Annotated in this window: 20 protein-coding genes and 4 tRNA genes; 7 read left to right on the top strand and 17 right to left on the bottom strand. The window is 66.4% G+C overall.

Annotation, left to right across the window (positions count from 1 at the left end; translation table 11 throughout):
- Positions 1-115: 115 nt before the first annotated feature.
- Together ACTJK0_RS01790 and ACTJK0_RS01795 are read right to left on the bottom strand one after the other, a co-directional pair.
- A tRNA-Glu gene (locus tag ACTJK0_RS01790) sits at positions 116-191 on the bottom strand.
- Between the two features lie 128 nt (positions 192-319).
- Positions 320-391, bottom strand: a tRNA-Gln gene (locus tag ACTJK0_RS01795).
- A gap of 306 nt (positions 392-697) precedes the next feature.
- Here ACTJK0_RS01795 and ACTJK0_RS01800 point away from each other — a divergent pair.
- On the top strand, positions 698-2248 hold the full coding sequence (locus tag ACTJK0_RS01800) for a hypothetical protein (RefSeq protein WP_440744047.1): 1551 nt from the start codon (positions 698-700) through the stop codon (positions 2246-2248).
- 26 nt (positions 2249-2274) lie between these two features.
- On the opposite strand, the gene ACTJK0_RS01805 is transcribed toward ACTJK0_RS01800, so the two are convergent.
- From ACTJK0_RS01805 to ACTJK0_RS01820, 4 genes are read right to left on the bottom strand one after another with little or no spacing between them, the layout of a single operon-like run.
- On the bottom strand, positions 2275-3021 hold the full coding sequence (locus ACTJK0_RS01805; protein WP_440744048.1) for an HAD family hydrolase: 747 nt from the start codon (positions 3019-3021) through the stop codon (positions 2275-2277).
- Positions 3021-4535 carry a glutamate--tRNA ligase gene (gltX, locus tag ACTJK0_RS01810; RefSeq protein WP_440744049.1) on the bottom strand — a complete coding sequence of 505 codons (1515 nt, stop codon included), beginning with the start codon at positions 4533-4535 and terminating at the stop codon, positions 3021-3023. The genes ACTJK0_RS01805 and gltX overlap by 1 nt, the downstream gene beginning before the upstream one ends.
- A 56-nt stretch (positions 4536-4591) precedes the next feature.
- The gene (locus ACTJK0_RS01815) at positions 4592-5368 is read right to left on the bottom strand and encodes a fumarylacetoacetate hydrolase family protein (RefSeq protein ID WP_440744050.1); all 777 of its coding nucleotides are present in this window, start codon (positions 5366-5368) and stop codon (positions 4592-4594) included.
- 5 nt (positions 5369-5373) lie between these two features.
- Positions 5374-6198: an MBL fold metallo-hydrolase gene (locus tag ACTJK0_RS01820; RefSeq protein ID WP_440744051.1), complete on the bottom strand. Its 825-nt coding sequence runs from the start codon at positions 6196-6198 to the stop codon at positions 5374-5376.
- 130 nt (positions 6199-6328) lie between these two features.
- Between ACTJK0_RS01820 and ACTJK0_RS01825 the strand changes: the two genes are divergently transcribed.
- Positions 6329-6922 carry a hypothetical protein gene (locus ACTJK0_RS01825; RefSeq protein WP_440744052.1) on the top strand — a complete coding sequence of 198 codons (594 nt, stop codon included), beginning with the start codon at positions 6329-6331 and terminating at the stop codon, positions 6920-6922.
- A gap of 82 nt (positions 6923-7004) precedes the next feature.
- Here ACTJK0_RS01825 and ACTJK0_RS01830 read toward each other — a convergent pair whose 3' ends face one another.
- The 10 genes from ACTJK0_RS01830 to ilvD all read right to left on the bottom strand — a co-directional run bounded on the left by ACTJK0_RS01830 (position 7005) and on the right by ilvD (position 21999).
- The gene (locus ACTJK0_RS01830) at positions 7005-8117 is read right to left on the bottom strand and encodes a branched-chain amino acid aminotransferase (protein WP_440744053.1); all 1113 of its coding nucleotides are present in this window, start codon (positions 8115-8117) and stop codon (positions 7005-7007) included.
- A gap of 103 nt (positions 8118-8220) precedes the next feature.
- The gene (locus ACTJK0_RS01835) at positions 8221-9273 is read right to left on the bottom strand and encodes a 3-isopropylmalate dehydrogenase (protein WP_110540975.1); all 1053 of its coding nucleotides are present in this window, start codon (positions 9271-9273) and stop codon (positions 8221-8223) included.
- An 86-nt stretch (positions 9274-9359) separates the two neighbouring features.
- Positions 9360-10916 (bottom strand): methionine--tRNA ligase, encoded by a 1557-nt coding sequence (gene metG / locus ACTJK0_RS01840; RefSeq protein ID WP_110540976.1) that lies wholly within the window; start codon positions 10914-10916, stop codon positions 9360-9362.
- A gap of 34 nt (positions 10917-10950) precedes the next feature.
- Positions 10951-11706 (bottom strand): ATP-binding cassette domain-containing protein, encoded by a 756-nt coding sequence (locus tag ACTJK0_RS01845; protein WP_110540977.1) that lies wholly within the window; start codon positions 11704-11706, stop codon positions 10951-10953.
- Positions 11703-14501, bottom strand: a complete 2799-nt coding sequence (locus ACTJK0_RS01850; RefSeq protein ID WP_440744054.1) for an ABC transporter permease — start codon at positions 14499-14501, stop codon at positions 11703-11705. The genes ACTJK0_RS01845 and ACTJK0_RS01850 overlap by 4 nt, the downstream gene beginning before the upstream one ends.
- A gap of 218 nt (positions 14502-14719) precedes the next feature.
- Positions 14720-16309, bottom strand: a complete 1590-nt coding sequence (gene serA / locus ACTJK0_RS01855; RefSeq protein WP_110540979.1) for a phosphoglycerate dehydrogenase — start codon at positions 16307-16309, stop codon at positions 14720-14722.
- 125 nt (positions 16310-16434) lie between these two features.
- Positions 16435-17460, bottom strand: coding sequence for a ketol-acid reductoisomerase (gene ilvC / locus ACTJK0_RS01860; protein WP_440744055.1), 1026 nt, complete (start codon positions 17458-17460; stop codon positions 16435-16437).
- A gap of 83 nt (positions 17461-17543) precedes the next feature.
- On the bottom strand, positions 17544-18056 hold the full coding sequence (gene ilvN, locus ACTJK0_RS01865; protein ID WP_043453275.1) for an acetolactate synthase small subunit: 513 nt from the start codon (positions 18054-18056) through the stop codon (positions 17544-17546).
- Between the two features lie 2 nt (positions 18057-18058).
- Positions 18059-19966 (bottom strand): acetolactate synthase large subunit, encoded by a 1908-nt coding sequence (locus ACTJK0_RS01870; RefSeq protein WP_440744056.1) that lies wholly within the window; start codon positions 19964-19966, stop codon positions 18059-18061.
- A gap of 311 nt (positions 19967-20277) precedes the next feature.
- Positions 20278-21999 (bottom strand): dihydroxy-acid dehydratase, encoded by a 1722-nt coding sequence (gene ilvD / locus ACTJK0_RS01875; RefSeq protein ID WP_440744057.1) that lies wholly within the window; start codon positions 21997-21999, stop codon positions 20278-20280.
- A gap of 265 nt (positions 22000-22264) precedes the next feature.
- Here ilvD and ACTJK0_RS01880 point away from each other — a divergent pair, with 265 nt between their 5' ends.
- From ACTJK0_RS01880 to ACTJK0_RS01890, 3 genes are all read left to right on the top strand, one after another.
- The gene (locus tag ACTJK0_RS01880; RefSeq protein ID WP_440744058.1) at positions 22265-23311 is read left to right on the top strand and encodes a sunset domain-containing protein; all 1047 of its coding nucleotides are present in this window, start codon (positions 22265-22267) and stop codon (positions 23309-23311) included.
- Between the two features lie 130 nt (positions 23312-23441).
- Positions 23442-24512: a PQQ-dependent sugar dehydrogenase gene (locus ACTJK0_RS01885; protein ID WP_440744059.1), complete on the top strand. Its 1071-nt coding sequence runs from the start codon at positions 23442-23444 to the stop codon at positions 24510-24512.
- A gap of 114 nt (positions 24513-24626) precedes the next feature.
- A tRNA-Lys gene (locus tag ACTJK0_RS01890) sits at positions 24627-24702 on the top strand.
- Between the two features lie 216 nt (positions 24703-24918).
- Here ACTJK0_RS01890 and ACTJK0_RS01895 read toward each other — a convergent pair.
- Positions 24919-25377, bottom strand: coding sequence for a MarR family transcriptional regulator (locus ACTJK0_RS01895; protein WP_110540985.1), 459 nt, complete (start codon positions 25375-25377; stop codon positions 24919-24921).
- Positions 25378-25473: 96 nt separating this feature from the next.
- Between ACTJK0_RS01895 and bcp the strand changes: the two genes are divergently transcribed.
- Entirely contained in the window at positions 25474-25947 is a 474-nt protein-coding gene (bcp, locus tag ACTJK0_RS01900; protein WP_110540986.1) for a thioredoxin-dependent thiol peroxidase, read from the top strand.
- A gap of 127 nt (positions 25948-26074) precedes the next feature.
- Positions 26075-26156, top strand: a tRNA-Leu gene (locus tag ACTJK0_RS01905).
- Positions 26157-26264: the final 108 nt, after the last annotated feature.

The following is a 26264-nucleotide window of genomic DNA, read 5'->3' on the forward strand; positions in this document are numbered from 1 at the left end:
CAGGAACTGATGGGGCGTTCCCGTTCTGCAGCAGGACGTGATGGGGCGTCTTAACCATCACCCCGTATACGGACAAACAAAAATGGCCCCGGGCTGTTGCCCGGGACCATTTTGATGGTGACCCCAGCGGGATTCGAACCCGCGTTACCGCCGTGAGAGGGCGGCGTACTAGGCCGCTATACGATGGGGCCGAGTACTTTCGACAGCGTTTCCGCTGTTCAAGCTCAGTGAGTATTTCACACACTTTGCTGTGGTTTCAAATCGGCGAACCGACCGGAAACCTACTGTTTTGGGGCTGGAATCAGCCTTCAAACCAGAGCTGGGATACCAGGACTCGAACCTAGAATGACGGTACCAGAAACCGTAGTGTTGCCAATTACACCATATCCCAAGGGCACTTTCGGGCCGGTTTTCAGGGCGTTTTCCCTGCTCCGTGCGCCTCAGCACGAGAAATTACTTTACCCGAGACTTTCGGCTGGCACAAATCGGGAAGTGCGCAGGCAGGAAATCCTTCCGCAGCCGCTCCGCCGAAACCCTTGCAACGGGCTCGAAGCTATGGTTACCCTCGAGTAAGTTACCCATCGGTAACAACTCCCCGCCCTGTTTACGGGCCCCACGAGGAAACGGGAACGCCTTACAAACCACGGTCCATACCGCCGGGCAGCGTCGTCCGGCGGAACGTTAGGAAGTGTCAGCGTTGACAACCCGCACTGAAACCATGGCAGCAGCCAAGCCCGGAACCCGGTCCCAACCCATCGCCATCATCGCGCTCTCCGTGTTGCTTTCCCTGTTCATAGCCTTTTACACGTACCTCACAGGCCAGATCTCACATGGCGCCGCCCAGCTGATGGACGGCGCCGAACAGGCGGCCTCCGGAGCTGCCCAGCTGAAGGATGGTTCAGGCCAGCTCGCCACCGGCGCCGGCGCCGCAAACAAGGGCGCAGCCCAGGTGGAGGACGGCGCGGCCAAGGTCAAGGAAGGCAGCTCCGCACTCAATGCCGGGGCGTCAGCCCTCCAGACGGGCGCCGGCAAGATCTTTTCAGGCGTCCGGGACCAGCTGGCCCCCGGGGTGGACAAGCTCCACGCCGGCACCACCAAGCTCCAGAATGACGTCCTGAACAAACTCGTGCCCGGCGTCTACCAGGTGGACGACGGCGCAAAGAAGCTTCAGGCAGGCGCCGTCGCCCTGTCCGCGGCCCTGACGCCGACGCCGGCCGGCAACGCGCCGGACAACCTTGCCGACGGCGCGGGGCAGCTGGCAGCGGGTACGGGCCAGCTCGCCGCCGGCGCCGGGCAACTCGATGCCGGCGCCACCAGCCTCAGCGCAGGGACTGCGGCGCTGAAGAGCGGAACAGCCCAGCTGAAGGGTTACCCCGGCGCGGGCAACGACCCCACGAAGGGCGACGGGCTCGCCGCGCTCAGCCAGGGGCTGGACCAGCTTGAAGCCGCGGCGAACGGTCCCCAGGGCCTGGTGCCACTGGCCGTGATCAAGGACCAGATCGCCAAGCTCGCCGACGGCGGCCGGCGTGCCTACGCAGGAGCCGGGCAGCTCGATGCAGGAGCAGCAAAGCTCAATGACGGTGCCGGGCAGCTTAAGGCCGGGACCGGCAGTTTGACCGCGGGGGCCGGCCAGTTGAACGACGGCGCTGGGCGGCTCAAGGCAGGTTTCGCAATCCTGGCGGAAAAGCTCAATGCGACGGACCCGCAAAACCCCGGCGTGGTGCTGGGTACCTCCATGCTGGCCGAGGGTACAGCGAAGATCCGGGTGGGAATGGACGGCGTCCCGGGCGACCCGGACCGGCCCGGGCTGATCTACGCCGCGAACAACCTCCAGGACGGAACCACCAGGCTCAGCGCGGGCATCAGTGGCGACGGCGACCCCGCGAACCCCGGCCTGCTGGCGGGAACCCAGGCGCTCTCCGACGGTACGGTGGCCCTCAGCGGCGGAACCAGCCAACTGCAGTCAGGTTCCGCCGGGCTGGCCGATGGAACCGGGCAGCTCGCCGACGGCAACGGCAAGCTCGATGACGGGTCGGGCAAGCTCGCTGCCGGGGCCGGAAAGCTTGCCGACGGCAACGCGCAGATCGCCGCCGGCACCAAGGAACTGCACACCAAGGTGGCCGCCGTGTCGCCGTCGTCGTGGCTGGACAACCCTGCCGTGGCACTCCTGCTGGTCGCGTTCCTGGTGGCCGCAGCCGCCGCGGCGTACCTGATCCTTCGGCGGCGGGCCCTGCGGGCCCGCGCGTAGCCCGGGGGGTCTTCCCGGGCCGGTTCCTAGACGAACAGCGGGAGAAGGTCTGCCAGGGTGCTGACGGCGGTGCCGTCGAAGCCCTCGACAACTTCACCTGCCCTGTTGAGCCACACGCCTGCCAGCCCTGCCGCCGTCGACCCTTCAGCGTCCAGCAGGCGGTTGTCGCCCACGTAAAGTGTCTCGGCAGGGCTGGTGCCGAGCAGGCGGACGCCCTCGAGGTAGATCGCCGGGTCGGGTTTGGCGACGCCCAGGGTGTCCGTCCCCACCAGGTGCTTGACGCGCTCCAGGCCGGCGCCGTCAAGCTTGGCCCGCTGGTAGTCGTGGACGTTGTTGCTCACGGCACCGTAGGGAATCCCGGCCCGGTCCAGGGCATCCAGCAGGGGCGCCACGTCCGGGAACGCCTTGACGTAGGCAGGCTGCTTTTCCATGTAGGCGCTCAGCCACTGGTGCGATTCCACGCCGTCGGCAAGTTCCACGCCGAAGTGGCCCAGGGCTGCCCGGCCGCGGAGCAGCCGCTGCTCGTTGAATGTGATTTCCCCGGCCAGGTACCGGTCGTAGTAATGGGTGGTTTCATGCGTGAAGATGCGCCCGAACCGCTCCCACCCGGCCTGGTCAAGGCCGGGCAGAAGGTGTTCGCTGACTTCCCGCAGAGCGGTGGTCATGGAGTACTCGAGGTCGACCAGGGTGTCGTCAATGTCGAAAAGGACGCCGCGGACAATGCCGAAGCGGATGTCCGGGATTCCGGCCGGTGCCTCGCTGGGAGCCGTCATCAGCCGCGGAAGGCGCGGAGCCGGCGCAGGGAAGACTCCTTGCCCAGGATCACCATGGACTCGAACAGCGGCGGCGACACGCGGCGGCCGGAGACGGCGGTCCGCACGGGGCCAAAGGCAAGGCGCGGCTTGATCCCCATGTCCTCCACCAGGGCCTGCTTGAGTGCAGCCTGGATGTTCTCCGCGGTCCATTCCGCCAGCGGTTCGAGCGCGGCGATGGCGGCATCGAGCACCTCGGGAAGGTTGGCGGGAAGGCCCTTGCGCGCATCATCGGCAACGTCGATGGCGTCGTCGGCCTTGAACAGGAAAGCGAGCATGTCCGGGGCTTCACCCAGCAGGGTGATGCGCTCCTGGATCAGGGGTGCCGCTTCGGTGAGGATGTCCTCCTCCCGGTCCGTCAGGATTTCCCCGACCAGGTCCGCTTCGCGCAGGTAGTGGGCCACACGGTCGCGGAACACCTTCGGCTCGAGCATCCGGACGTGGGTGCCGTTGATGGCTTCGGCCTTCTTCAGGTCGAAGCGGGCCGGGTTGCCCAGGACGTCGTGGATGTCGAAGTGCTCCACGAGCTGCTCCACGGTGAAGATGTCCTCGTCCGCGCTGAGGGACCAGCCCAGCAGGGACAGGTAGTTCAGCAGGCCTTCGGGAATGAAGCCCCGTTCCCGGTGCAGGAAGAGACTCGACTCGGGATCGCGCTTGGAGAGCTTCTTGTTGCCCTGGCCCATCACGTAGGGCAGGTGGCCGAATTCGGGCATGTACTCGGCAACGCCGATGACGTACAGCGCCCGGTACAGGGCGATCTGGCGGGGGGTCGAGCTGAGCAGGTCCTCGCCGCGCAGGACATGCGTGATGCCCATGAGTGCGTCATCCACCGGGTTGACCAGGGTGTACAGCGGAGCGCCGTTGGCCCGCACCACGGCGAAGTCGGGCACGGATCCGGCCTTGAACGTGATGTCCCCGCGGACCAGGTCCGTAAAGGTGATGTCCTCGTCCGGCATGCGCAGGCGGAGGACTGCCTGCCGGCCCTCTGCCCGGTACTGTGCCAGCTGCTCATCGGTCAGGTGCCGGTCAAAGCCGTCGTAGCCAAGCTTGGGGTCCCGGCCGGCGGCACGGTGGCGGGCCTCGATCTCCTCCGGGGTGGAGAAGGATTCGTAGATGAAACCGCCATCATGCAGCCGCTTGATGACGTCCTGGTAGATGTCGCCGCGCTGGGACTGCCGGTACGGCTCATGCGGGCCGCCCACCTCAACGCCCTCGTCCCAGTCGATGCCGAGCCACTTCAGCGCGTCCAGCAGCTGGTGGTAGCTCTCCTCGCTGTCCCGCGCCGCGTCCGTGTCCTCGATCCGGAAGACCAGCGTGCCCTTGGTGTGGCGGGCGTACGCCCAGTTGAACAGGGCGGTCCGGATTAGCCCGACGTGCGGGGTACCCGTAGGCGAGGGGCAGAAACGGACCCGGACGGGAGTTTCTGCGGTGACGGGCGGAATGGAGGCGGCAGGTGAGGAAGAAGCGATACTCATAGTGGCTTCAACTTTACCCGCCTGCCCGGGTGCCTCCCTCCCGCGACGGGACCGGCCTAGCGGCGGACGATGGGGTTGGAGAGCCGCCCGATCCCCTCGATCTCCACCTCGAAGCGGTCGCCCTCCTTGACCAGCCCCACGCCGGCAGGCGTGCCGGTCATGATCACGTCGCCGGGGAGCAGGGTAAACGCCTGGGAGACGATGGACACCAGTTCGCGGACGCCGCGGATCATCTGGCTGGTGCTGCCGTCCTGGCGCACCTCGCCGTTGAGCCTGCCCTGGATCTGCAGGTCCTCCGTGTCCAGGTCGGTCTCGATCCAGGGCCCCAGCGGGGCGGAGGTGTCGAATCCCTTGGCGCGGGTCCACTGCAGGTCCGTCTTCTGCACGTCGCGGGCAGTGAGGTCGTTGCCGCAGGTGTAGCCGAAAATGACGTCGTGCACGCGGTCTTCCGGGACGTCCTTGCAGATGCGGCCGATCACCACGCAGAGTTCGGCTTCGAACGAGACTTCCTCGGAGAATTCCGGCAGCACGACGGGGTCGTTCGGGCCTACGACGGCGGTGTTCGGCTTGAGGAACAGCAGAGGCTGGGCGGGTACCTCGTTGCCGAGTTCCTTGGCGTGCTCCACGAAGTTGCGGCCGACGCCGATGACCTTGCTCCGGGGGATGATGGGGGCCAGCAGCCGGACGTCTTCCAGCTTGTGCCGCACGGAGGTGCGCTCCACTCCGTTGAAGAAGGGGTCGCCGTGGATGACAGTGATTTCCTCACCGCCCGGTTCACCTTCCACAACGCCGTACAGGGGATCGGAATCGACTACAAACCTGGCAATACGCATGGCTCCTACCCTACCGTCCCAGCTGCACCGCCCTGCCCCTCACCTCCGCGGCGCAGGTAGGAAAGCTGTGCGGCAACGGAGAGTTCGGCAGCGCGCCGGACGGAAGGTCCGACGTCGGCATAGACGGCGTCAGCCACCTCACCAACGGATGCGTCCCGGCCCAGCCGGTCCAGCGCGGCGCGGATCTGCGCCAACCGTTCCTCCCGGTGCGCCCGGTAGCTGCGGGCAATGGATTCAAGGGACGCCAGGACCGGCCCGTGGGCGGGCAGGACAGTTGCGGGCCCGAGCGCTTCGAGCCGGACCAGGGAGGAAAGATAATCGCCCAGCGTGCCATCCGGAAAGTCCAGGACGGTGGTTCCGCGGCCCAGGACGGTGTCGCCGGTCAGCACCGAACCGGCCTGCCCGTCGGCGGGGAGGTGGAAACAGACGGAGTCGGAGGTATGGCCGGGCGTGGCCAGGACTTCGATCTCCACCCCGGCTGCCCTGAGCACCTCGCCGTGAGCCAAGGGGTCTCCCCCGCCGTGGCAGTGGCGGGGGTCGGCCGCACGGACCGGCGCGCCGGTCAGCCCGTGCAGGCGCGCGGACCCGGCCGTGTGGTCCGCGTGGCGGTGGGTCACCAGGATGAGTTCGACGGCGCCGGCACGGGCAAGTGCGCCCAGGTGCGTTTCGTCCTCCGGTCCGGGATCAACGACCACCACGGAGGCGTGTCCGGGGGCACCCAGGATGTAGGAGTTGGTGCCGTCCAGGCTCATGGGGCCGGGGTTCGGGGCAAGGATGAACTGCGAGAGCCGGGAGCTGCGCTGGAGGCCCGGGCCGGAAACAGAGGTCACTGACCCATCCTCGCATCCATGGCCACCCCTCCCCAGCCTGGCCGCTGCGGGCCGTCGGAATAGAACTATGGCCGCCCCGGGTTGGCACCCAGTGACAGCACCACGATCCCTTAGGAAGCCTGAATCTTTCATGAGCACCGCAACACTCGCAGACCTTCTCGTCCAAGCCGACACGGACGGCCACGACCACTTGGCCACCGAAAAGGCCACCGGCCTGCTGCACGTCCACAACCACGCCACGGGCAGCATTGTCTGGTTCCCCACGTGGAAGAAGTTCCGTGAGACGGCCGACTGGACGGAGGCCGTCGCCGCGATCACCGCGGAACTGGAGGGCGTATCCGCACCGGCGGACCAGGCCGGCGCCGCAATCCTGGCCGCGGACCTCGAAACCCTGCTGGACCTGGCATCCCATTCCAGCGACGCCAACGTGTTCGTGCAGGAAAACCTCACCCGCCACCTGACCCGCACCTGGGCTGTGGCGGACGCCGTGGCCAAGGCCGACGACAAGGACCTGTTCACCGACGGCGCCACGCCCTCGGTCTTCGCCGGCTACCCGTACGATGTCTACGCCCAGGATGGGGGTGTCTTCGCCACCACGCTGTGGAACGACATCATCGACGCCCGCCGCAACCGTGCTCTGGCGGAGGAAGCAGCCCGCAAGGCCCTCAAGCCGGTGTCGCGCAAAGCCTTGAAGAACGCTGCCCGCAAGGCAGCGCGGCGCTGAACCACCGTCGCCGGCTGCAACGCAGAACGGCGCCTGCCGGACCAAAGTCCGGCAGGCGCCGTCGTACGTCTTACAAGGTGAGTCAGGCCAGGCGGGTCAGCCAGCCGTGGGTGTCCGGCTCGGCGCCGGTCTGGATGCCCAGGAGCTTTTCGCGGATGGCCATGGTGGTCTCCCCCGCCTTGGCATCCTCGGAGCCAATGAACTCGGTGGTGTCCTTGAGGACCCCGATGGGGGTGATCACGGCCGCGGTGCCGCAGGCAAAGACCTCGGTGATGTCGCCGGAGCCAACGCCGTCGCGCCATTCGTCCAGGGTGATCTTCCGCTCCGCAACCTCGCGGCCCATGTCCTTGGCCACCTGGATCACCGACATGCGGGTGACGCCTTCCAGGATGGTGCCGGTCAGCGCGGGGGTGGCCAGCGAGCCGTCCTTCATGACGAAGAACACGTTCATGCCGCCCAGCTCTTCCACGGCGTTGTCGTTGGCCTGGTCCAGGAACAGCACCTGCTTGCAGCCGTTGGCCTCCGCCTCCTGCTGCGCGATGAGGGACGCCGCGTAGTTGCCGCCGCACTTGGCGTCGCCGGTGCCGCCCCGGCCGGCGCGGGCGTACTGCCGTGAGATCCAGATGGACACCGGCTTCAGCTCGCCGCCGAAGTAGTTGCCGGCGGGCGATGCAATGACGCGGAAGGACACCTCGCGGGCGGCGCGGACGCCCAGGAAAGCCTCGGTGGCGATCATGAAGGGCCGCAGGTAGAGGGCCTCGCCGTCACCGGCGGGAACCCATTCCTTGTCGACGGCGACCAGTTCGCGGATGGCGCCGAGGAAGTATTCGGCCGGCAGTTCGGGCAGCGCGAGGCGGCGGGCTGACTTGTTCAGCCGCGCCGCGTTGGCCTCGGGCCGGAACGTCCAGACGGAACCGTCCGCGTGCCGGTAGGCCTTGAGCCCTTCGAAAATCTCCTGGCCATAGTGGAACACGGCCGCGGAAGGGTCCAGGACAATCGGACCGTAGGGTTCAATCCGGGCATCGTGCCAGCCGCCGTTGCCGTCCGCGTCAACGCTGTAGTCGACGATGGCGGTGTGGTCGGTGAAGTAGTTGCCAAATCCCGGGTTTGCCAGGATGGCTGCACGCTCTTCGGCGGACTTCGGGTTCTCCGAGGGCTGCCGGGTGAATTCGACGCCATGGGCGGTCTGAGTCATGGTTCCTCCACGATCGGCCGCCCCTGGTTCAGCGCTGAACGGCGGGGCGGCATTTGGTGATTCGAGACAAGCTTACGCCCGATGCCGGAGGCCCCGGCGCGGGCTAGAGGCCGGCGGCGATGGCGTCGCCGATGGCGCTGGTGCCGCGTGCGGTGCCGTCGCGCTTTTCGACGTCGGCAACCACGGCGGCTTCGATCCTGCGGGCAGCTTCGGTGTAGCCAAGGTGGTCCAGCAGGAGGGCCGCGGAGAGGATGGCCGCGGTGGGGTCGGCCTTGCCCTGGCCGGCGATGTCCGGGGCGGAACCGTGGACAGGTTCGAACATGGACGGCGCGGTGCGGTCCATGTTGATGTTGCCCGATGCCGCCAGGCCGATGCCGCCGGTGATGGCCGCGGCGAGGTCGGTGATGATGTCGCCGAACAGGTTGTCCGTGACGATGACATCGAAGCGGGACGGGTCCGTGACCATGAAGATGGTGGCGGCGTCCACGTGCAGGTAGTCGTGGGTGACCTCGGGGAATTCCTGGGCCACTGCTTCCACGGTGCGCTTCCAGAGGTGGCCGGCGAAGACCAGGACGTTGTGCTTGTGCACCAGGGTGACGTGCTTGCGCTCCCGCGCGCTGGCGCGGCGGAATGCGTCGCGGACAACGCGCTCCACGCCGTGCGCGGTGTTCAGGGACACCTCGGTGGCAACCTCGTGCGGAGTGCCCGCGCGCAGGGTGCCGCCGTTGCCGACGTAGGGCCCTTCGGTACCCTCGCGCACCACGATGAAATCGATGGTGCCGGGGTTGGCGAGCGGGCTGCCGACGGTTCCGTACAGCCGGGAGGGGCGCAGGTTGACGTAGTGGTCCAGGCTGAAGCGCAGCTTGAGGAGCAGCTCACGCTCGATGATGCCGGACGGGATGCGGGTATCGCCCGGAGCAGCCCCGACTGCGCCGAAGAGGATGGCGTCGCGGGTCTTCAAGTCCGCCAGGACGTGGTCCGGGAGGGTCTCGCCGGTGCGCAGCCAGTGCTCGGCACCAAGTTCGTAATGCGTGGGCTTGAGCTCCACACCTTCCGCGGCCACAGCCTTTTCCAGGACTTTGAGGGCCTCGGCGATGACCTCGGGGCCGATGCCGTCGCCGGGAATAACTGCAAGATCGATGGAGGATGCGCTCATGTCTTCAGGGTAGCCAAACCATCCATATGCTGGTCAACCCGTCTCATTTTCTGGACACAAGCGCATCCCCGCGCGCCGCAGGAGGACTACTCCCCCGGTTCCTCGAATTTGGGGAAAACGGGGGCGGGCGCCGGCAGCGGAGTGCCCGGGACGATCGGGGTGGCGATCGCCGCAAACATCCGCGCGTCGCCGTCGGCCTGGCCCAGGGCGTCCAAAACCCTGGCCGTGGCGTGCGGCATCACGGGCTGGGCCAGGACGGCCACGATCCGCAGCACCTCAAGCGTTACGTACAACACGGTATTCATGCGTTCGACGTCGGTCTTCCGCAGCACCCAGGGGGCCTGCTCGGCGAAGTACGCGTTGGTGTGGTGGAGCACGCCCCAAATGGCTTCCAGCGCGCGGCTGAACTCCTGCTTGTCGAAGGCTGTGCGGGCAGCGTCAAGCAGGCCGTTGGCCTGGTCCAGGATGGCGGTGTCCGCAGCCGTGAACTCACCCGGCACGGGCACGGCGGCATCGCAGTTCTTGGCCACCATGGACAGGGACCGCTGGGCGAGGTTACCGAAGTTGTTGGCCAGATCAGCATTCATCCGGCCCACGATGGCCTCGTGGTTGTAGCTGCCGTCCGCGCCGAAGGGAACCTCGCGCAGGAAGAAGTACCGCACTTGGTCCAGGCCGTACCTTGCCACGAAGTCCGCCGGGGCCACAACGTTGCCCAGGGACTTGGACATCTTGACGCCGTTGTTGTGCAGGAATCCGTGGATCATCACCCGTTTGGGCAACTCCAGCCCGGCGCTCATCAGGAAGGCCGGCCAGTAGATGGCATGGAACCGGGAGATGTCCTTGCCGATGATGTGGACGTCCGCAGGCCAGAACTTCCGGAACGCCTCCGATCCGGTGTCCGGGTACCCCACACCGGTGAGGTAGTTGGTGAGCGCGTCAACCCAGACGTACATGACGTGCTTGTCATTGCCGGGAACGGGAACACCCCAGTCGAAGGTGGTCCGGCTGATGGACAGGTCTTCCAGCCCGCGCTTGACGAAGCTGATCACCTCGTTGAACCGGTACTGCGGCGCACCGAACTCCGGGTGGGACTCGTAGAGTGCCAGCAGTTTGTCCTGGTAAGCGGACAGCCGGAAGAAGTAGCTCTCCTCCGCCGTCCACGTCACTTCGGTGTCCGTCTCTTTCGAGTAGCGCACGCCGTCGTCCTTCACCACCGTCTCATCCTCGGCGTAGAAAGCTTCGTCGCGGACGGAGTACCAGCCTTCGTATTTGTCCAGGTAGATGTCGCCGTTGGCTTCCATCTTCTTCCAGATGGACTGTGAAGCGGCGTAGTGGTCCGGGTCGGTGGTGCGGATGAAGCGGTCGTAGCTGATGCCCAGGGCGGAGTGCGCGGCCTTGTAGGCCTCAACGTTCCGGTCCACCAGCTCCTTGGGCGTGATGCCTTCCTTCTCCGCGGCCTGGGCAATCTTCATGCCGTGCTCGTCGGTACCGGTCAGGAACATCACGTCATAGCCGTCCAGGCGCTTAAAGCGGGCCATGGCGTCGGTGGCAATGTACTCGTAGGCATGGCCGATGTGCGGCACGCCGTTGGGGTAGGTGATGGCCGTGGTGATGTAGAACGGCGTTTTCTCTGAAGCTGTCACGGTCGGACGGTTACCTTCGGTACGGAGGAGTGGGCTAGATCAGTTCTGTCAGGGTATCGCTGAGCCGGACCAGTTCGTGGTCGTGCGAGGCCACCAGCACGGCGATGCCGTCATTGGTGGTGTCCTTCAGGATGCTGATGATGCGGTTGGCGGAGGCGCGGTCCAGGCTGGCGGTGGGCTCATCCACTACCAGGACCCTGGTGCCGAGGATCAGGGCGCGGGCAATGGCCACGCGCTGCCGTTCACCGCCGGACAGCTGCGCCGGGCGGTGCCGCATGCGCCGGCCCAGTCCCACCAGGTCCAGCAGGTCCTTGGCCATGTCGCGCCGCTGGTCCACCTCGCCGTCGGGAACGGCGGGCAGGAGGACGTTCTCGAGGGCGCTCATTCCGTCGATCAGGGCACCGCCCTGATCGACGTACCCGATGAGGGCACGACGGCGGTCGGCGATTTCGTCGTCGCCCATGCTTTCGAGGGAATCACCTTCCCAGAAGACACGGCCCGACGTCGGCAGGGTGAGTCCGGCGCCGACGGTCAGGATGCTGGTCTTGCCGGAGCCACTGCGGCCAGCGACGCAATGCATTTCGCCCGAGTGCAGCGTCAGGTCGAAGCCTTCGACGACGCTGACGGCATCGGCCCCGCCCTTTCCGCCGCCGTAGCGGATGGTGATGTCGCGCATCTCCAGCGGGGTGGCGTGGTCCGCCGATTTGACGATGGTGTTGGCCCGGGTCTGCAGGGGGACCTCGTTGGAGCCGCTCCTGCGGCTGCGCTGGACGTTCGTCGGGTTTGTCATTGGACCACTTTCGTTGCAATCGGTATCCAGCAAATTACAGCCAGCAGGCCGGCCACCGCAGCCCAGATGGCCGCGTAGGGGGCCAGCAGCAGGCCGATGCCCAGGGCGCCCAGCACGCCCACGGGCAGGGCCACGGTTCCCACCAGCGCGTTTTCGAACAGCCGGACCTGGCGGAGCATGTCCGGGTTCCAGCCCATGGCCTGGAGGATGCCCAGGTACTGGCGCTTGGCGTTGAGCTCGAAGCGGCCCGTCACCAGGGTCAGCACCAATCCCACTGCCACGCCGGCAAGCGCCAGCAGGATACTGGGCAGGGTGACGCTGGCCGCGGCCAGGCCACTGAGCGCGCTGGCCCCCGCTGCCCGCGGGATGTCGATCAGCAGGGCGATCAGACCGCCCACTGCCGCACCAAACACGCCGACGGCAACGGCCAGGGCAAGGGTGTTGAACTTGTTCGTGGACAGCTGCCGGTTGGCGAAGGTCAGCGGGGAATCGACCGGGATGAGCCTCTCGTCATGCTGCGGCTCCTGGTCGATCTCGTCGCGGTGGCGCAACTGCTGGGCCGCAAAGAGCGCGGCACCGCAGTACAGGACCAGGACGGCAGCACACACCAGTGCGGTGGCCAGGCTCCAGCTCAACAGGCTCAACAGGATGCCTGCCGCGGCAAGCAGCACTGCCCCCACGCCGAATTCCTCCAGCACCCAGCTGCGGATCCGCCGCTGCGTCCAGCCCATGGCCCGCAGGGTGCCCGCTTCGCTGCGGCGCTTCCGGATGTAGCTCACGGTGGACGCGCCGGTCAGCAGGGCCGCCCCGCACAGCGTCAGGAAGAGCAGGGTGATGTTGGTTCCGGAGAGCGCCCCCGTTACGGCTTCGGCGGCGTTCTGCCGGACCCAGGACTGCTTCACGGTTCCGAGCGCGGACTCCTTGCCGGCTCCGTCCTTGGAGTAGCCGGGGACGAAGATGCTGGTGTCCTCGCGGGCCGAACCGGCCACCACGGTGGCGTCCAGGCCCATGTCGCGGATCTCGGCGGCAAGCTTCTCAACCTCGGGCTGGGCGTCCTTCCAGCTGCCTAGCGCCTTGGCGCGGACGCGGACGGCATCGATGACGGCGGCGTTCTGCTTGTAGCCGCGGGCTGCTGCCAGGCCGTAGTAGTCGGTGATGGCGCCGGCCGACTGGCTGGCCAGCCCGGTGGCGCTCAGCGAAGGCTTCAGCGCGGCGGAGGGAACGTCCTTGCCCGCCGCGTCCTTGACCAGGGTGAACGGTGTGGGATCGTACCCGCCCAGCGGAAGCTTGTTCACGTCACCCGAGGCCGCCTCTACCGCGGCCGGGTCAAAGGTCCCGTAGACCATGGGCAGCGGCTGTGCTGCCTGCTGCTGGCCGGTGGACAGGTTGTCCCGGTAGGACCGTTCGTCCACCGGGTCGCGCTGGGTCTGGTCAACGGGGGCACCGCTGGCGGCCTTGTCGGGCAGGCGGTTGACGGTGACCCAGTCGCCCGGCACGGCGGTCTTGTCCACGGCGCCGTTGGCAGCAGTGCCGCCGTCGGTGTACTTGGGGGCGCCGGCAAAGTCGGTGCTCCACTTGGCGGGTGTGTAAAGGCCCGGGTTGAAGTTGCCGTTGCTGCCCAGGAGGGACGAATGGTCCGTGGAACCGGGCCAGGACAGGACGAAGGGATCCTTTGAAACGAAAGGCAGGTAATCCTTGCCCAGCGACTTGGAAACGGTGCCGACGTCCTTGACTACCTTGCCGGCGTCGTCGATTTCCTCGATCTTGACGTTGTACTTCAGGTCCAGCGACGTCCCGGACCGCACGATCAGGGGAACAGCCTGGGAGCCGCTTGTCAGCTGGCCAGTGCGCTTGGCCTGCTGGTACTGGGTCATCAGGGGTGCCCAGTACTTGAGCTTGACGCCCAGGAAGTCCGGTCCCTCCTTGAGCTGGTCCATGCTGATGCCGTTGGTGAACAGCCCTTCCAGGTAGCGGCCCACCGCTCCTGCGTCCCGTGCGTCGGCGGGCGGCGCCTTCTCCAGCGGTGCCAGGAAGTCGCCGGCGGAGCCCAGGAGGGCACGTTCGGCGGCGGGGTCCACGGCCACGACGGATTCGGTGACCTCAGGTGCCAGCGGCAGGGCAACGGAGAGGTTGAAGAGGTTGTGTTCGGATCCACCGGCGGGGGCGGGGAACTTGATGCCGGTCTCCCCTGCCGGGGCGGCGATGCGGATGCTGCTGCCGCCCTGGGCCTTCTCCTCCACGAGGCGGGCCTTGCCGAGGGTGCCCTCGGCAGTGGTCTTGAAGAGGGTCTGTTCGGAGTTGCCGTCGGAGCTGACCGCGCTGGCAGTAAGCCGGTACTTCTTGGCGGCATCGGTCAGCACGGATTCGGCGGCCGGCCACTTGTCCGGGGCGGTGGCGCCGGCGGCCTGGTCCGCGGTGGCGGTACCGGCAAGCCCGGCGTTGTAGCCGAGGTAGTCCATGGCGTCGAGCCGGGGTGTTTCCAGGTTCTGGGTGACGCGAGAGACCAGGCTGATGGGGGCGGCCACTGACGTGCCGGAGAGCTTCCGGATGGAGTCCAGCTGGTCGAAGCCGATGCCGCCGGCGCCATTGGCGATCTCCGGCTGCAGGAGGGCGCCGGAGGGGGCCTTGGCCTGGACCAGGATGTCGTAGAGCCCCCTTGAGTTTTCATCGACCGTCCGGTTGAGCGCAGCCTGGGACTGGCTTTGGACGAGGACCGACAAGCACATGGCTGCGATCAAGATGGCCGCGGTCAACAGCAGCACCCTGCTTCTGATGAACCTCTGGACGGCGTTCATGGAACTCCCTGAAACCTGGATTGCGTGCGCACGCTTCCATCCGCCCGGGCAGACGTGGAGCATGGCGGACGGATGTGCAAAAGGTATTGGCCGGCCTGCCGGCTACGGTCCTGAATCAGGACCAAGCCATTGTAAGCAGACCGGCCAATCATACGTGGCTCCGCCGGGACGAACCCCTGCGGAGATGCGGTTTACGGCGTTTCGGCCGGTGTGTCGCGCTAGTCTTCCAGGTCCACTTCCCGGACCATTTCGGCGCCGATGCCGGCCTTGATGGCATCCAGCACTTGCTGGGGAACGGAGCTGTCAATGGTCAGCAGGGCGAGGACCTGGCCGCCCTCGTTGGAGCGGGCCACCTGCATGCCGGCAATGTTGATGTTGTTCATGCCGAGGATGTGGCCGATGGTTCCAATGACGCCCGGGCGGTCCGTGTAGGCCACCACCACCAGGTGCTCGCTGATGGGGATTTCAACTTCGAAACCGTTGATGCCCACCAGCTTCTCGATCTGCTTCGGGCCGGTCAGGGTGCCGGACACGGAGATCTGGCTGCCGTCGCTGAGGGCGCCGCGCAGCGTTAGGACGTTGCGGTAGGACTCGGTCTCCGGTGTGGTGATCAGGCGGACGTTGATGCCGCGCTGCTCGGCGATGACGGGAGCGTTGACATAGGACACCTGCTCGGTGACGACGTCGGCGAAGATCCCCTTCAACGCGGCCAGTTCAAGCACCTTGACGTCGAGGGAGGAGATTTCGCCGGCCACTTCCACGTCGAACTGGGTGAGGGATGCGTGGGTCAGCGCCGTGAAGATGCGGCCCAGCTTCTCGATCAGCGGGATGCCGGGGCGGACGTCCGGGGCAATGACACCACCGGCAACGTTGACGGCGTCCGGCACCAGTTCGCCGGCGAGGGCCAGGCGGACGGACTTGGCAACGGAGACACCGGCCTTTTCCTGGGCTTCGTCAGTGGAGGCGCCCAGGTGCGGGGTGACCACGACGTTGTCGAGCTTGAAGAACGGCAGGTCGGTGCTGGGCTCCTTGGCGAAGACGTCCACGCCGGCACCGGCGATCTCGCCGTCCTGCAGGGCGGTGAACAGCGCTTCCTCGTCCACGAGGCCGCCGCGGGCGACGTTGACGACGTATGCGGTCTTCTTCATCTTCCTGAAGGCGTCCGCGCCCAGCATGCCGACCGTTTCCGGCGTCTTGGGCATGTGGATGGTGATGAAGTCGGACTGGGCCAGGAGCTCGTCCAGGGTGACCAGCTGCACGCCGAGCTGTGCGGCGCGGGCGGAGGTGATGTAGGGGTCGTAGGCGAGGATCTTGGTGTCGAAGCCCTTGAGCCGGGCTGCCACCAGGGCGCCGATGCGGCCCAGGCCGATGATGCCGATCTTCTTTTCGAAGAGTTCGATGCCCGTGTACTTGGAGCGCTTCCACTCGCCGTCCTTGAGGGCGGCGCTGGCCTGCGGGATGTGGCGGGCGAGGCTGAGGATGTGGCCGACGGTGAGTTCTGCCGCAGAGACGATGTTGGACGTGGGGGCGTTGACCACCATGACGCCGGCCTGGGTGGCGGCCTTGATGTCCACGTTGTCGAGACCAACGCCGGCGCGGGCGATGACCTTCAGGTTCTTGGCCGCGGCGATTGCTTCGGCATCAACCTGGGTGGCGGAGCGGACCAGGATGGCGTCTACGTCGCTGATGGCCGAGAGCAGCTGGGAGCGGTCGGCGCCGTCGGTCTGGCGGATTTCAAAGTCCGGGCCGAGGGCCTCGACGGTGGCGGGGGAAAGTTCTTCGGCGAGCAGTACTACGGGTTTTGACACGGCTGATCCTCTGCGTTGCAGTCCTGGGGATGGAAACAAGTCTAGGCCGACGGAAAGGCCGGGCTCACATTGTTAAGTGTGAACCCGGCCTCACCGTTGCCATCTATGTGGTTGTCCTGGCAGCCTTAGCGGGCTGCGGAGCCTTCCACGTAGTCGGCGTCCTGCTGCTGCCAGGAGAAGAGGGCGCGCAGTTCACGGCCGACTTCCTCGATGGGGTGCTGCTCAGCCTTGGCGCGGAGCTCCTTGAACTCCACGCCGCCGTTGTCCTGGTCCTCGATGAAGCGCTTGGCGAAGGCACCGGACTGGATGTCGGCCAGGACGGCCTTCATGTTTTCCTTCACGTCGGGGGTGATGACGCGCGGGCCGGAGACGTAGTCGCCGTATTCAGCGGTGTCGGAAACGCTCCAGCGCTGCTTGGCGATGCCGCCTTCCCACATGAGGTCAACGATGAGCTTGAGCTCGTGCAGGACCTCGAAGTAGGCGATCTGCGGCTGGTAGCCGGCCTCGGTGAGGGTTTCGAAGCCGTACTGGATCAGCTGGGAAACGCCGCCGCAGAGGACTGCCTGCTCGCCGAAGAGGTCCGTTTCGGTTTCTTCGGTGAAGGTGGTCTTGATGACGCCGGCGCGGGTGCCGCCGATGGCCTTGGCGTAGGACTTGGCCAGGTCCCAGGCGGAACCGGAGGCGTCCTGCTCGACGGCGATGATGTCCGGGATGCCGCGGCCGGCTTCGAATTCGCGGCGGACGGTGTGGCCGGGTGCCTTCGGGGCGACCAGGATGACGTCGACGCCTTCCGGTGCCTGGATGTATCCGAAGCGGATGTTGAAGCCGTGGGCGAAGGCCAGGGCCTTGCCCGGGGTCAGCTTGTCCTTGATGGACTCGGTGAAGATCGAGCGCTGGTGCTGGTCCGGTGCCAGGATCATGATGACGTCGGCCCATTCGGCGGCGTCGGCGACGTTCTTGACCGTGAAGCCTGCGTCCTCGGCCTTGGCGATGGACTTCGAGCCTTCCTTGAGCGCGATGACAACCTCGACGCCGGAATCGCGCAGGTTCTGCGCGTGGGCGTGGCCCTGGGAGCCGTAGCCAACGATGGCTACCTTGCGGCCCTGGATGATCGACAGGTCTGCGTCGTCGTCGTAGAACATTTCAGTCACTTGCGTAACTCCTCTTGAGTGGTTGTAGATAGTGGTCTTGCGGTGCTGCGGTTACGGGCGCGGTCCCGCCGTGGCTGGGCAGCCTAGGCGGAGCGGAGCGCCCGGTCACTCATGGAGCGGGATCCCCGTCCAACGGCCAGGGTGCCGGACTGCACAATTTCGCGGATGCCGAAGGGCTCGAGCACTGAGAGCAGTGCCGTGAGCTTTTCGGGATGGCCGGTGGCCTCAATGACGACGGAGTCGGTGGACACGTCGACCACTGAGGCACGGAACAGGTCTGCGGCCTGGGTTACCTGCAGGCGTGTTGCGGCATCCGCACGTACCTTGACCAGGATGTGGTCGCGCTGTACGGAAGATTCTGGGGTGAGCTCAACGATCTTGATGACGTTGACCAGCTTGTTGAGCTGCTTGGTGACCTGTTCGATGAGGTCGCCGTCGGCGTCGACCACCACCGTCATGCGGGAAACACCCGGCACCTCGGTGGGGCCAACGGCCAGGGAGTTGATGTTGAAGGCGCGGCGGGCGAAGAGGCTGGCCACGCGGGTCAGGACGCCGGGCTTGTCCTCAACCAGGACGGAAAGTGTGTGGCGGCTCATGCTCAGTCTTCCTCTTCCCATTCCGGGGTCATGTTGCGGGCAACCTGGATCTGGTCGTTGCTCACGCCGGCGGGCACCATTGGCCACACCATGGAGTTGGGGCTCACCACGAAGTCGATGACCACAGGGCGGTCGTTGATCTCGAGGGCCTTCTGGATAGTGGCGTCGATGTCCTCTTCGCGTTCCACGCGGAATGAGGCGCAGCCGTAGGCCTCCCCCAGCTTAACGAAGTCCGGGATGCGGACGGTGTCGTGGCCGGTGTTGAGGTCGGTGTTCGAGTAGCGGCCCTCGTAGAAGAGGGTCTGCCACTGCCGCACCATGCCCAGGGAGGAGTTGTTGATGACAGCAACCTTGATGGGGATTTTGTTGATGGCGCAGGTGGCCAGTTCCTGGTTGGTCATCTGGAAGCAGCCGTCACCGTCGATGGCCCAGACCACGCGGTCCGGCTCCCCCACCTTGGCGCCCATGGCCGCCGGCACGGCGTAGCCCATGGTGCCGGCACCACCGGAGTTGAGCCAGGCGTGCGGGCGCTCGTACTTGATGAACTGGGCAGCCCACATCTGGTGCTGGCCCACGCCGGCCACGTAGATGCCCTCGGGTCCGGTCAGTTCACCAATGCGCTTGATGACCTTCTGCGGGGCGATGAGGCCGTCGTCAGGTTCCGTCCAGCCCAGCGGGTAGGTTTCCTTGAGGTTGTTCAGGAAGGCCCACCAGGTGGTCAGGTCCGGGGTGCCGGAGGCTTCGAACTGGCTGCGTACGGCCTCGGTCAGTTCCGGGATGATTTCCTTCACGGAGCCGACGATGGGCACGTCCGCGGTGCGGTTCTTCGAGATTTCGGCGGGATCGATGTCGGCGTGGATGACCTTGGCGTTCGGCGCGAAGGTCTTCAGTACACCGGTGACGCGGTCATCGAAGCGGGCACCGAGCGTGATCAGGAGGTCGGACTGCTGCAGGGCGGTCACGGCGGAAACGCTGCCGTGCATGCCGGGCATGCCAACGTGCTGCGGGTGCGAGTCCGGGAAGGCGCCCTTGGCCATCAGGGTGGTCACGACGGGTGCGCCGGTCGCTTCCGCGAGGGCGCGCAGTTCGGCGGAAGCATGCGCCTTGACCACACCGCCGCCCACGTAGAGGACGGGCTTGGTGGAGGCGGCGATCAGCTTGGCCGCTTCCCGTACCTGCTTGTTGTGGCCCCGGGTAACGGGACGGTAGCCTGGCAGGTCGATCTTCGGCGGCCAGGAGAAGGTCATCTGGCCCACTTGGGCGTCCTTCGCAACGTCAACCAGCACCGGGCCGGGGCGGCCGGTGGAGGCAAGGTGGAAGGCCTCAGCCATGACGTGCGGGATGTCATTGGGGTCGGTCACCAGGAAGGAGTGCTTGGTGATGGGCATGGTGATGCCCACGATGTCGGCTTCCTGGAAGGCATCGGTGCCGATGACGCCGCTGGAGACCTGCCCGGTGATGGCCACCAGGGGCACGGAGTCCATGTGGGCATCCATGATGGCGGTAACGAGGTTGGTGGCGCCGGGGCCGGAGGTGGCGATGCAGACGCCCACCCGTCCCGTGACCATGGCGTAGCCTTGCGCGGCGTGGCCGGCTCCCTGTTCGTGACGGACCAGCACGTGGTTCATGGTGGAGGCCATCAAGGGGTCGTAGGTGGGCAGGATCGCGCCACCGGGCAAACCGAAAATGTCGTCGACGCCGAGTTCTTCGAGCGATCGGACGATTGCTTGCGAGCCGGTCATCACCGTCGGGGGTACGACGTTGTTCGGCCCAAGGACAGGAGAGACGGCAGCAAGATCGGCGACGACGGCGGCATGGTCAGCCGTCCGGTCGGCGCGTTCCGGAGCCTTGGCGGCTCCAGCGGACTTGGTGGCCATCAGCGAGGGGCTGATGGGCGATCCTTTGCTCATCGGACTCTTCCTTGTGGATCTTCTGTTGGTTTTGGAGCTGGTTTGTAGCGGAGGAAATAAAAAAACCCCTCAGCCTGGTGGCTCTGTGAGGGGTTCGCGCGTGACGGTTCGTTACCAGTGGAGGCTAATGTGCCACGCGCTTGGTAAGGACGACGACGATGCCGGTAACGAAAGTCATGCGTTCAGTTTTCCCTCTCGGCGAGATCAGTGTCAACGAGCAACAACCCTATCTCACCATGTGGACAACGCTGTCCACCTTTTGATCCTATCCCGACGGATGCGGCGGCCGCGCCGCATCCGTCGGGGAGGGATCACACGCCGGTGTAGGCGCCCTGGCTGGCGCTGTGGACCAGCTTGGCGTACTTGGCCAGCACGCCCTTGGTGTACCGGGCCGGGAGCGGCTCCCAGCCCACCCTGCGGGACTCAAGTTCAGCTTCGTCCACCAGCAGGTCGAAGGTGCGTGCGGCAATGTCCACCCGGATCCGGTCGCCGTCCTTCACGAAGGCGATGGGCCCGCCGTCGACCGCTTCAGGCGCCACATGGCCGATGCACAGTCCGGTGGTGCCGCCGGAGAACCGGCCGTCGGTCAGCAGCAGGACGTCCTTCCCCAGGCCGGCGCCCTTGATGGCCCCGGTGATGGCAAGCATCTCACGCATGCCCGGTCCGCCCTTGGGTCCTTCATACCGGATGACGACGACGTCGCCCGCCTTGATCTCCCCCTGGTCCAGGGCGTCCAGGGCGCCCTGCTCGCGCTCGAAGACGCGGGCGGTCCCTTCGAAGACGTCGGCGTCGAAGCCGGCGCTCTTGACCACGGCACCTTCGGGGGCCATGGTCCCGTGCAGGATAGTGATGCCGCCGGTCTTGTGGATGGGGTTATCCAGCGCGCGCAGGATCTTGCCGTCCACATCCGGCGGGTTGATGGCCTCGAGGTTTTCGGCAACGGTCTTGCCGGTGACGGTGAGGCAGTCGCCGTGCAGCAGGCCGGCGTCGAGCAGTGCCTTCATGATGACGGGCACTCCGCCGATCCTGTCGACGTCGGTCATGACGTACCGTCCGAACGGCTTGAGGTCACCCAGGTGCGGGATCCTGTCGCCGATGCGGTTGAAATCGTCCAGGCTCAGTTCCACCTCTGCCTCGCGGGCGATGGCCAGCAGGTGCAGGACGGCGTTGGTGGAACCGCCGAATGCCATGGTGACGGCAATGGCGTTCTCGAACGCCTCCCGGGTCATGATGTCGCGTGCGGTGATGCCCAGGCGCAGGAGGTTGACCACCGCTTCGCCGGACTTGCGGGCGAATTCGTCACGACGGCGGTCTGCCGAAGGAGGGGCTGCGGAGCCGGGCAGCGACATGCCCAGGGCCTCGCCAATGCAGGCCATGGTGTTGGCCGTGTACATGCCGCCACAGGCGCCTTCGCCGGGGCAGATGGCTTTTTCGATGCGGGTAAGGTCCTCCATGCTCATCTTGCCGGCGGCGCAGGCACCAACCGCTTCGAAGGCATCGATCAGCGTGACTTCCTTCTCAGAGCCGTCCTCGAGCTTGACCCAGCCGGGCATGATGGAGCCGGCATAGAGGAAGACCGAGGCGAGGTCCAGGCGGGCAGCAGCCATGAGCATGCCGGGAAGGGACTTGTCGCAACCGGCCAGCAGGACGGAGCCGTCAATCCGCTCGGCCTGCATGACGGTTTCCACGGAGTCGGCGATGACCTCCCGGGACACCAGCGAGAAGTGCATGCCCTCGTGGCCCATCGAGATGCCGTCGGAGACTGAGATGGTGCCGAACTGCATGGGGAAGCCACCGCCGGCGTGCACGCCCTCCTTGGCGCCTTGGGCAAGCCGGTTCAGCGACAGGTTGCAGGGGGTGATTTCGTTCCACGAACTGGCCACACCTACCTGGGGCTTGGCGAAGTCGTCATCGCCCATGCCGACAGCCCGGAACATGCCGCGGGCCGGGGCCGCATGGATGCCGTCGGTCACCACCCGGCTGCGGGGCTTGATGTCGGGCTTGGTCGCAGTTTCGGTCTGGGCGTCGCTCATGGGGAAAGTCTAGGGCTCCGGCCCCCGCGAAAACGACCGTGAATCCCGGAGGGCGCCGGATTCGGCGGAACGCCCCCGCCGGCCGACAGACCGGCAGTCCACCATGTGGGACGCTCCGCCACCGTCCCCCTGTTCCGGCCGCCTCCCCGGCAACAGGCCCACGGCCGCTCCCCCCCGCCACACCCGCGGCGTCTCTGGACACCTGTGGTGACCCGACGTAGCGTCGGGGACAGGATACCCAGCCATTTGGAACGAAGGGCTTGCCATGGACATTGTTTTCTGGATCATTCTCGTAGTGGTCATTGCCGCCGTCATCTTGTGGTTGCTGAACCGCAATAAATCAGCCGGTACTTCGAGCGCTTCGGCGGCGGGCACCCGCAGCGACAGGCCCCGCAGTGACGGAGCTTTGGAAGGAGGCAGCGCTGCGGCGTCCGCCGAGGCTGCGGGCACCACGGGCATCCCCACGGCAGCGGGATTTGGCCGGCCCGCCGAGCCTGCCGCACCGGCCACCGCAGAGGAACCCCTCGATTCGTCAGCTTCATCGACGGGGCAGGACCAGGCGGACCAGGCCCGGGCTGAGGACCAGGCGGAGTGGGAGACGCAGTGGTCCGAAGCCGGCAGCGGCCCCCGCTCCGGATCCTCTGCGACGGGTGAGGCGGCGGCTCCCCTGGCGGCGTCGGACGCGGGAAACCGTGATGAAGCAGCCGCCCAGGCCGCAGCCCCCGCCCCTGCGTCGCCGGAGCAGGAGGCCCAGTCGGCGGTCCGCCCCGCCCACCATGACGAATACACTGCACCCCACGCCCCCACGCTGCCCGGTGCCGAGTCAGCTGCAGTGGAAAGCGCAGACGACGACGGCGGGGCAGCGGCGGAGCCGGCCGGCGGACCGGCGTCGCAGCACCGGGCGGAGACGCCTGCATCCCCGGCATCACAGGAAGCAGCGGCCCCGCAGGTTTCCCACGGTCTCCGGGGCGATGCCGCGGAGACTGAAATGCTGGACCGGACCCAGTCCTCCGCACTGGTGGAGAACGGGGCGGACCACAACCAGCCTTCCGGGCAGGAAGATGGCATCACAGCCACCGCGCCGGCCGGGCACCTCGCGGCCGATGAGCCGTATGGCGCCGGTTCCGCGGCTGCGGGCCCGGACGGCAGTGGTCCTGTGGACTACACGGTGAAGGGTGATGCTTCCGAGATGGTCTACTACGAAGAAGGACATCCCGACTATGAGCAGACCAGGGCGGAAGTCTGGTTCGAGTCCGCTGCGCATGCAGAGGCCGCGGGCTTCCGGGCTCCCCGGCGCAAACGGCTCTACTAGGAGGAAGGCCCGCCGCATTGCGGCGGGCCTTCCTTACTTTTCGCGCCACTTTTCGGGCCGGCTGGCCGGTCTGTTCCGGATTGCACGGCGCCTGCTGGCCCGGCGCGCGTTGCACCTGTGCATTCTTGGCATGTCCTGCCTCTGCCTGGCCCTGGCCGCCTGCACCGGCCCTCCCAGGCCCCCGGCGCCGGCCACGGACACCGGCACCCCGGGCACTGGGCCCGGAACCGCCGTCGCCCTCCCCGCCCCCGAAGTACAGGAGCGGTTGGACCTGCAGCTGGACACGCCCTGGTCGGCGGTCTTCCTTCCGGACGGCACTGCCGTCATCTCGGAGCGGGACACCGCCCTGATCAAGGTTGTCCGGGACGGGAGGGCCACGGCCCTCGGCAAGGTGCCCGGGGTGGTGCCAGGCGGCGAAGGCGGCTTGTTGGGCCTGGCACTCTCCCCGGACTTTGGCACGGACCACTACCTCTACGCCTACGTGACGGCACAGGACGACAACCGGGTGGTCCGGCTGACCCTCAACGGCACCGGCGATGGCCCGCTGGCGCTCGGCCGGCCGGAGACGGTCTTTTCGGGGATACCAAAAGCCGAAACCCACAACGGCGGCCGGATCCGCTTTGGCCCGGACGGCCTCCTGTACGTGGGCACGGGCGACGCCCAGCGACGTGAGCAGCCGCAGGACCCAAACGCCCTCGGCGGCAAGATCCTTCGGCTCACCCCCGACGGCCGGCCCGCGCCGGGGAACCCGTTCGGCAACGCCGTCTACAGCCTGGGGCACCGAAATGTCCAGGGCCTGGCCTGGGACGGGTCGGGCCGGCTCTGGGCCAGCGAATTCGGACCGGACGTGGACGATGAACTGAACCTGATCCTGCCGGGTGCCAACTACGGCTGGCCGGAGGTTACCGGCGCGCCGCACCGGGCCGGGTTCCAGGACGCCAAACTTGTGTGGCCTTCCACCCAGGACGCGTCTCCCACCGGTCTGGAGATAACGGGGCGCACCGCCTACCTGGGTGCCCTCCATGGCGAAAGGCTGTGGGTGGTGCCGCTGAACGGCACGGAAGCCGGCAGGCCTGTGGCCTATTTCACAGGGAAGTACGGGCGGATCCGCGACGTGATCCTGGCCCCGAACCGTCGGTTGTGGCTGCTGACCAATGGCCAAAACCCTGATTTTGCAGTGATTTTGCGGCCCTTGCCGTGAACTGGACGACCGAGGGGGTGCCGATTTCACTTGCACCAAAAGTTCGTGTAGAGTTTCATGTCGTTGCGGAGATCAACGGGAAAGAAAAAGCCCGGAGATGAAAGCAAAAAAGATGCACCTCTAGCTCAATTGGCAGAGCAATTGACTCTTAATCAATGGGTTCCGGGTTCAAGTCCCGGGGGGTGCACCACTGGGAAAACAGCCCCTGGTTTGTGGAGACACGAACCAGGGGCTGTTTTGTTGTGCCCGTGCACTTTATCGATTGCTCCGTACTTGTCGTTTAGGCCACTCATAAGGACAACTACGGAGCAATCGACGGGGGTGAAGATCAGGGGTGCGACGACTACAGGGGGCGGCCGGGCACAAAAAAGCGCGGCCCGNCGCTTTCCGTATGAGGCAGCGGCAGCTACTTTGCCACGTTATCCATCAGGGCGCCGGCATTGGCGGGAGTCGTGGAGAACTGACTGGCCAGCTCACGGACCACGGCCTTGAGCTCCTGGCGCAGCAGTTCGGGATCGATCGACGCCGATGCGAGCACTGAGCGCTCCATCTCCACGGCCTGGGCAACTGCCTCCTTGCCCTGCTCCGTCAGCGACACCACGTGGCTGCGGCGGTCCGAAGTACTGCGCACACGTGCGATATGGCCGTGGGCCTCCAGCCGGCTCAGCGTCTTGCCCATTGTCTGGGCCTGGACACGGACATATTGCGCCAATTGGGCCTGGGTCATGGGTCCCTGTGCGGCAAGGACCTCGATGGCAATCACACCGGCGTGGGTGAGTCCGATGGCACCAAGTTTTTCATTCCATGAGTGTTCTACGAGGCGCGCAGCAGTGGACAGGAGGCGCCCTGTGGGCCAGTGATCCATATCAGGCATAGCAGCAAGTATAGCCAAGTGCCGATTAGCACTCGGTCCACCTGCTTACTAGGCTGTTGTGTCCCGCCCGCAACAAGGAGAAAAACAATGGCTGAAAGACTCGTTACCGGTGACAAGGCGCCCGCTTTCACCTTGCCCGATTCAACCGGCAAGGCCGTCAGCCTGGAGCCGCGCCACGGCCGCTCCACCATCGTCTACTTCTACCCCGCGGCGGCCACTCCCGGCTGCACCAAGGAAGCCTGCGATTTCCGGGACAGCCTCGCCTCCCTGCAGGCCGCCGGCTACGAGGTCCTGGGCATCTCACCCGACCCCGTCGACAAACTCGCAAAGTTCGCCGCCAAAGAGGAACTGACGTTCCCGCTGCTCTCCGACGCGGACCACACAGTGGCGGAGGCCTACGGCGCCTGGGGCGAAAAGAAGAACTACGGCAAGACATACCAGGGCCTGATCCGCTCCACCGTGGTGGTGGACCCGGACGGCAAGGTAGCGCTGGCGCAGTACAACGTCCGGGCCACGGGCCATGTGGCCAAACTCCGGCGGGACCTCAACCTGGACGCCTGACTGCCCTATCGGCTGACCGGAAAGGCCCCGTCGGCTGACACGGGCTGACCCGGGCCGGTCCCGTGGCAACGCTACAATGGACACTGGCATCCGCCGTCGAACCTTATGGTTGACGGCAGGAGGCCCCGCGCGAGTGGTGAAATTGGCAGACACGCAGGATTTAGGTTCCTGTGCCTTCGGGCGTGGGGGTTCAAGTCCCCCCTTGCGCACATTGGAATCCCCCGGCTTCGGCCGGGGGATTCCTGCGTTAAGCACGGGCGTCCTGCCGCCGGTTTCTGCCCCGAATAGAAAAACTCCGAGGATCCACCCATCCGCCG

Origin of the sequence: Paenarthrobacter sp. 22069, assembly GCF_052046035.1 — a bacterium.
Classification (GTDB): Bacteria; Actinomycetota; Actinomycetes; order Actinomycetales; family Micrococcaceae; genus Arthrobacter.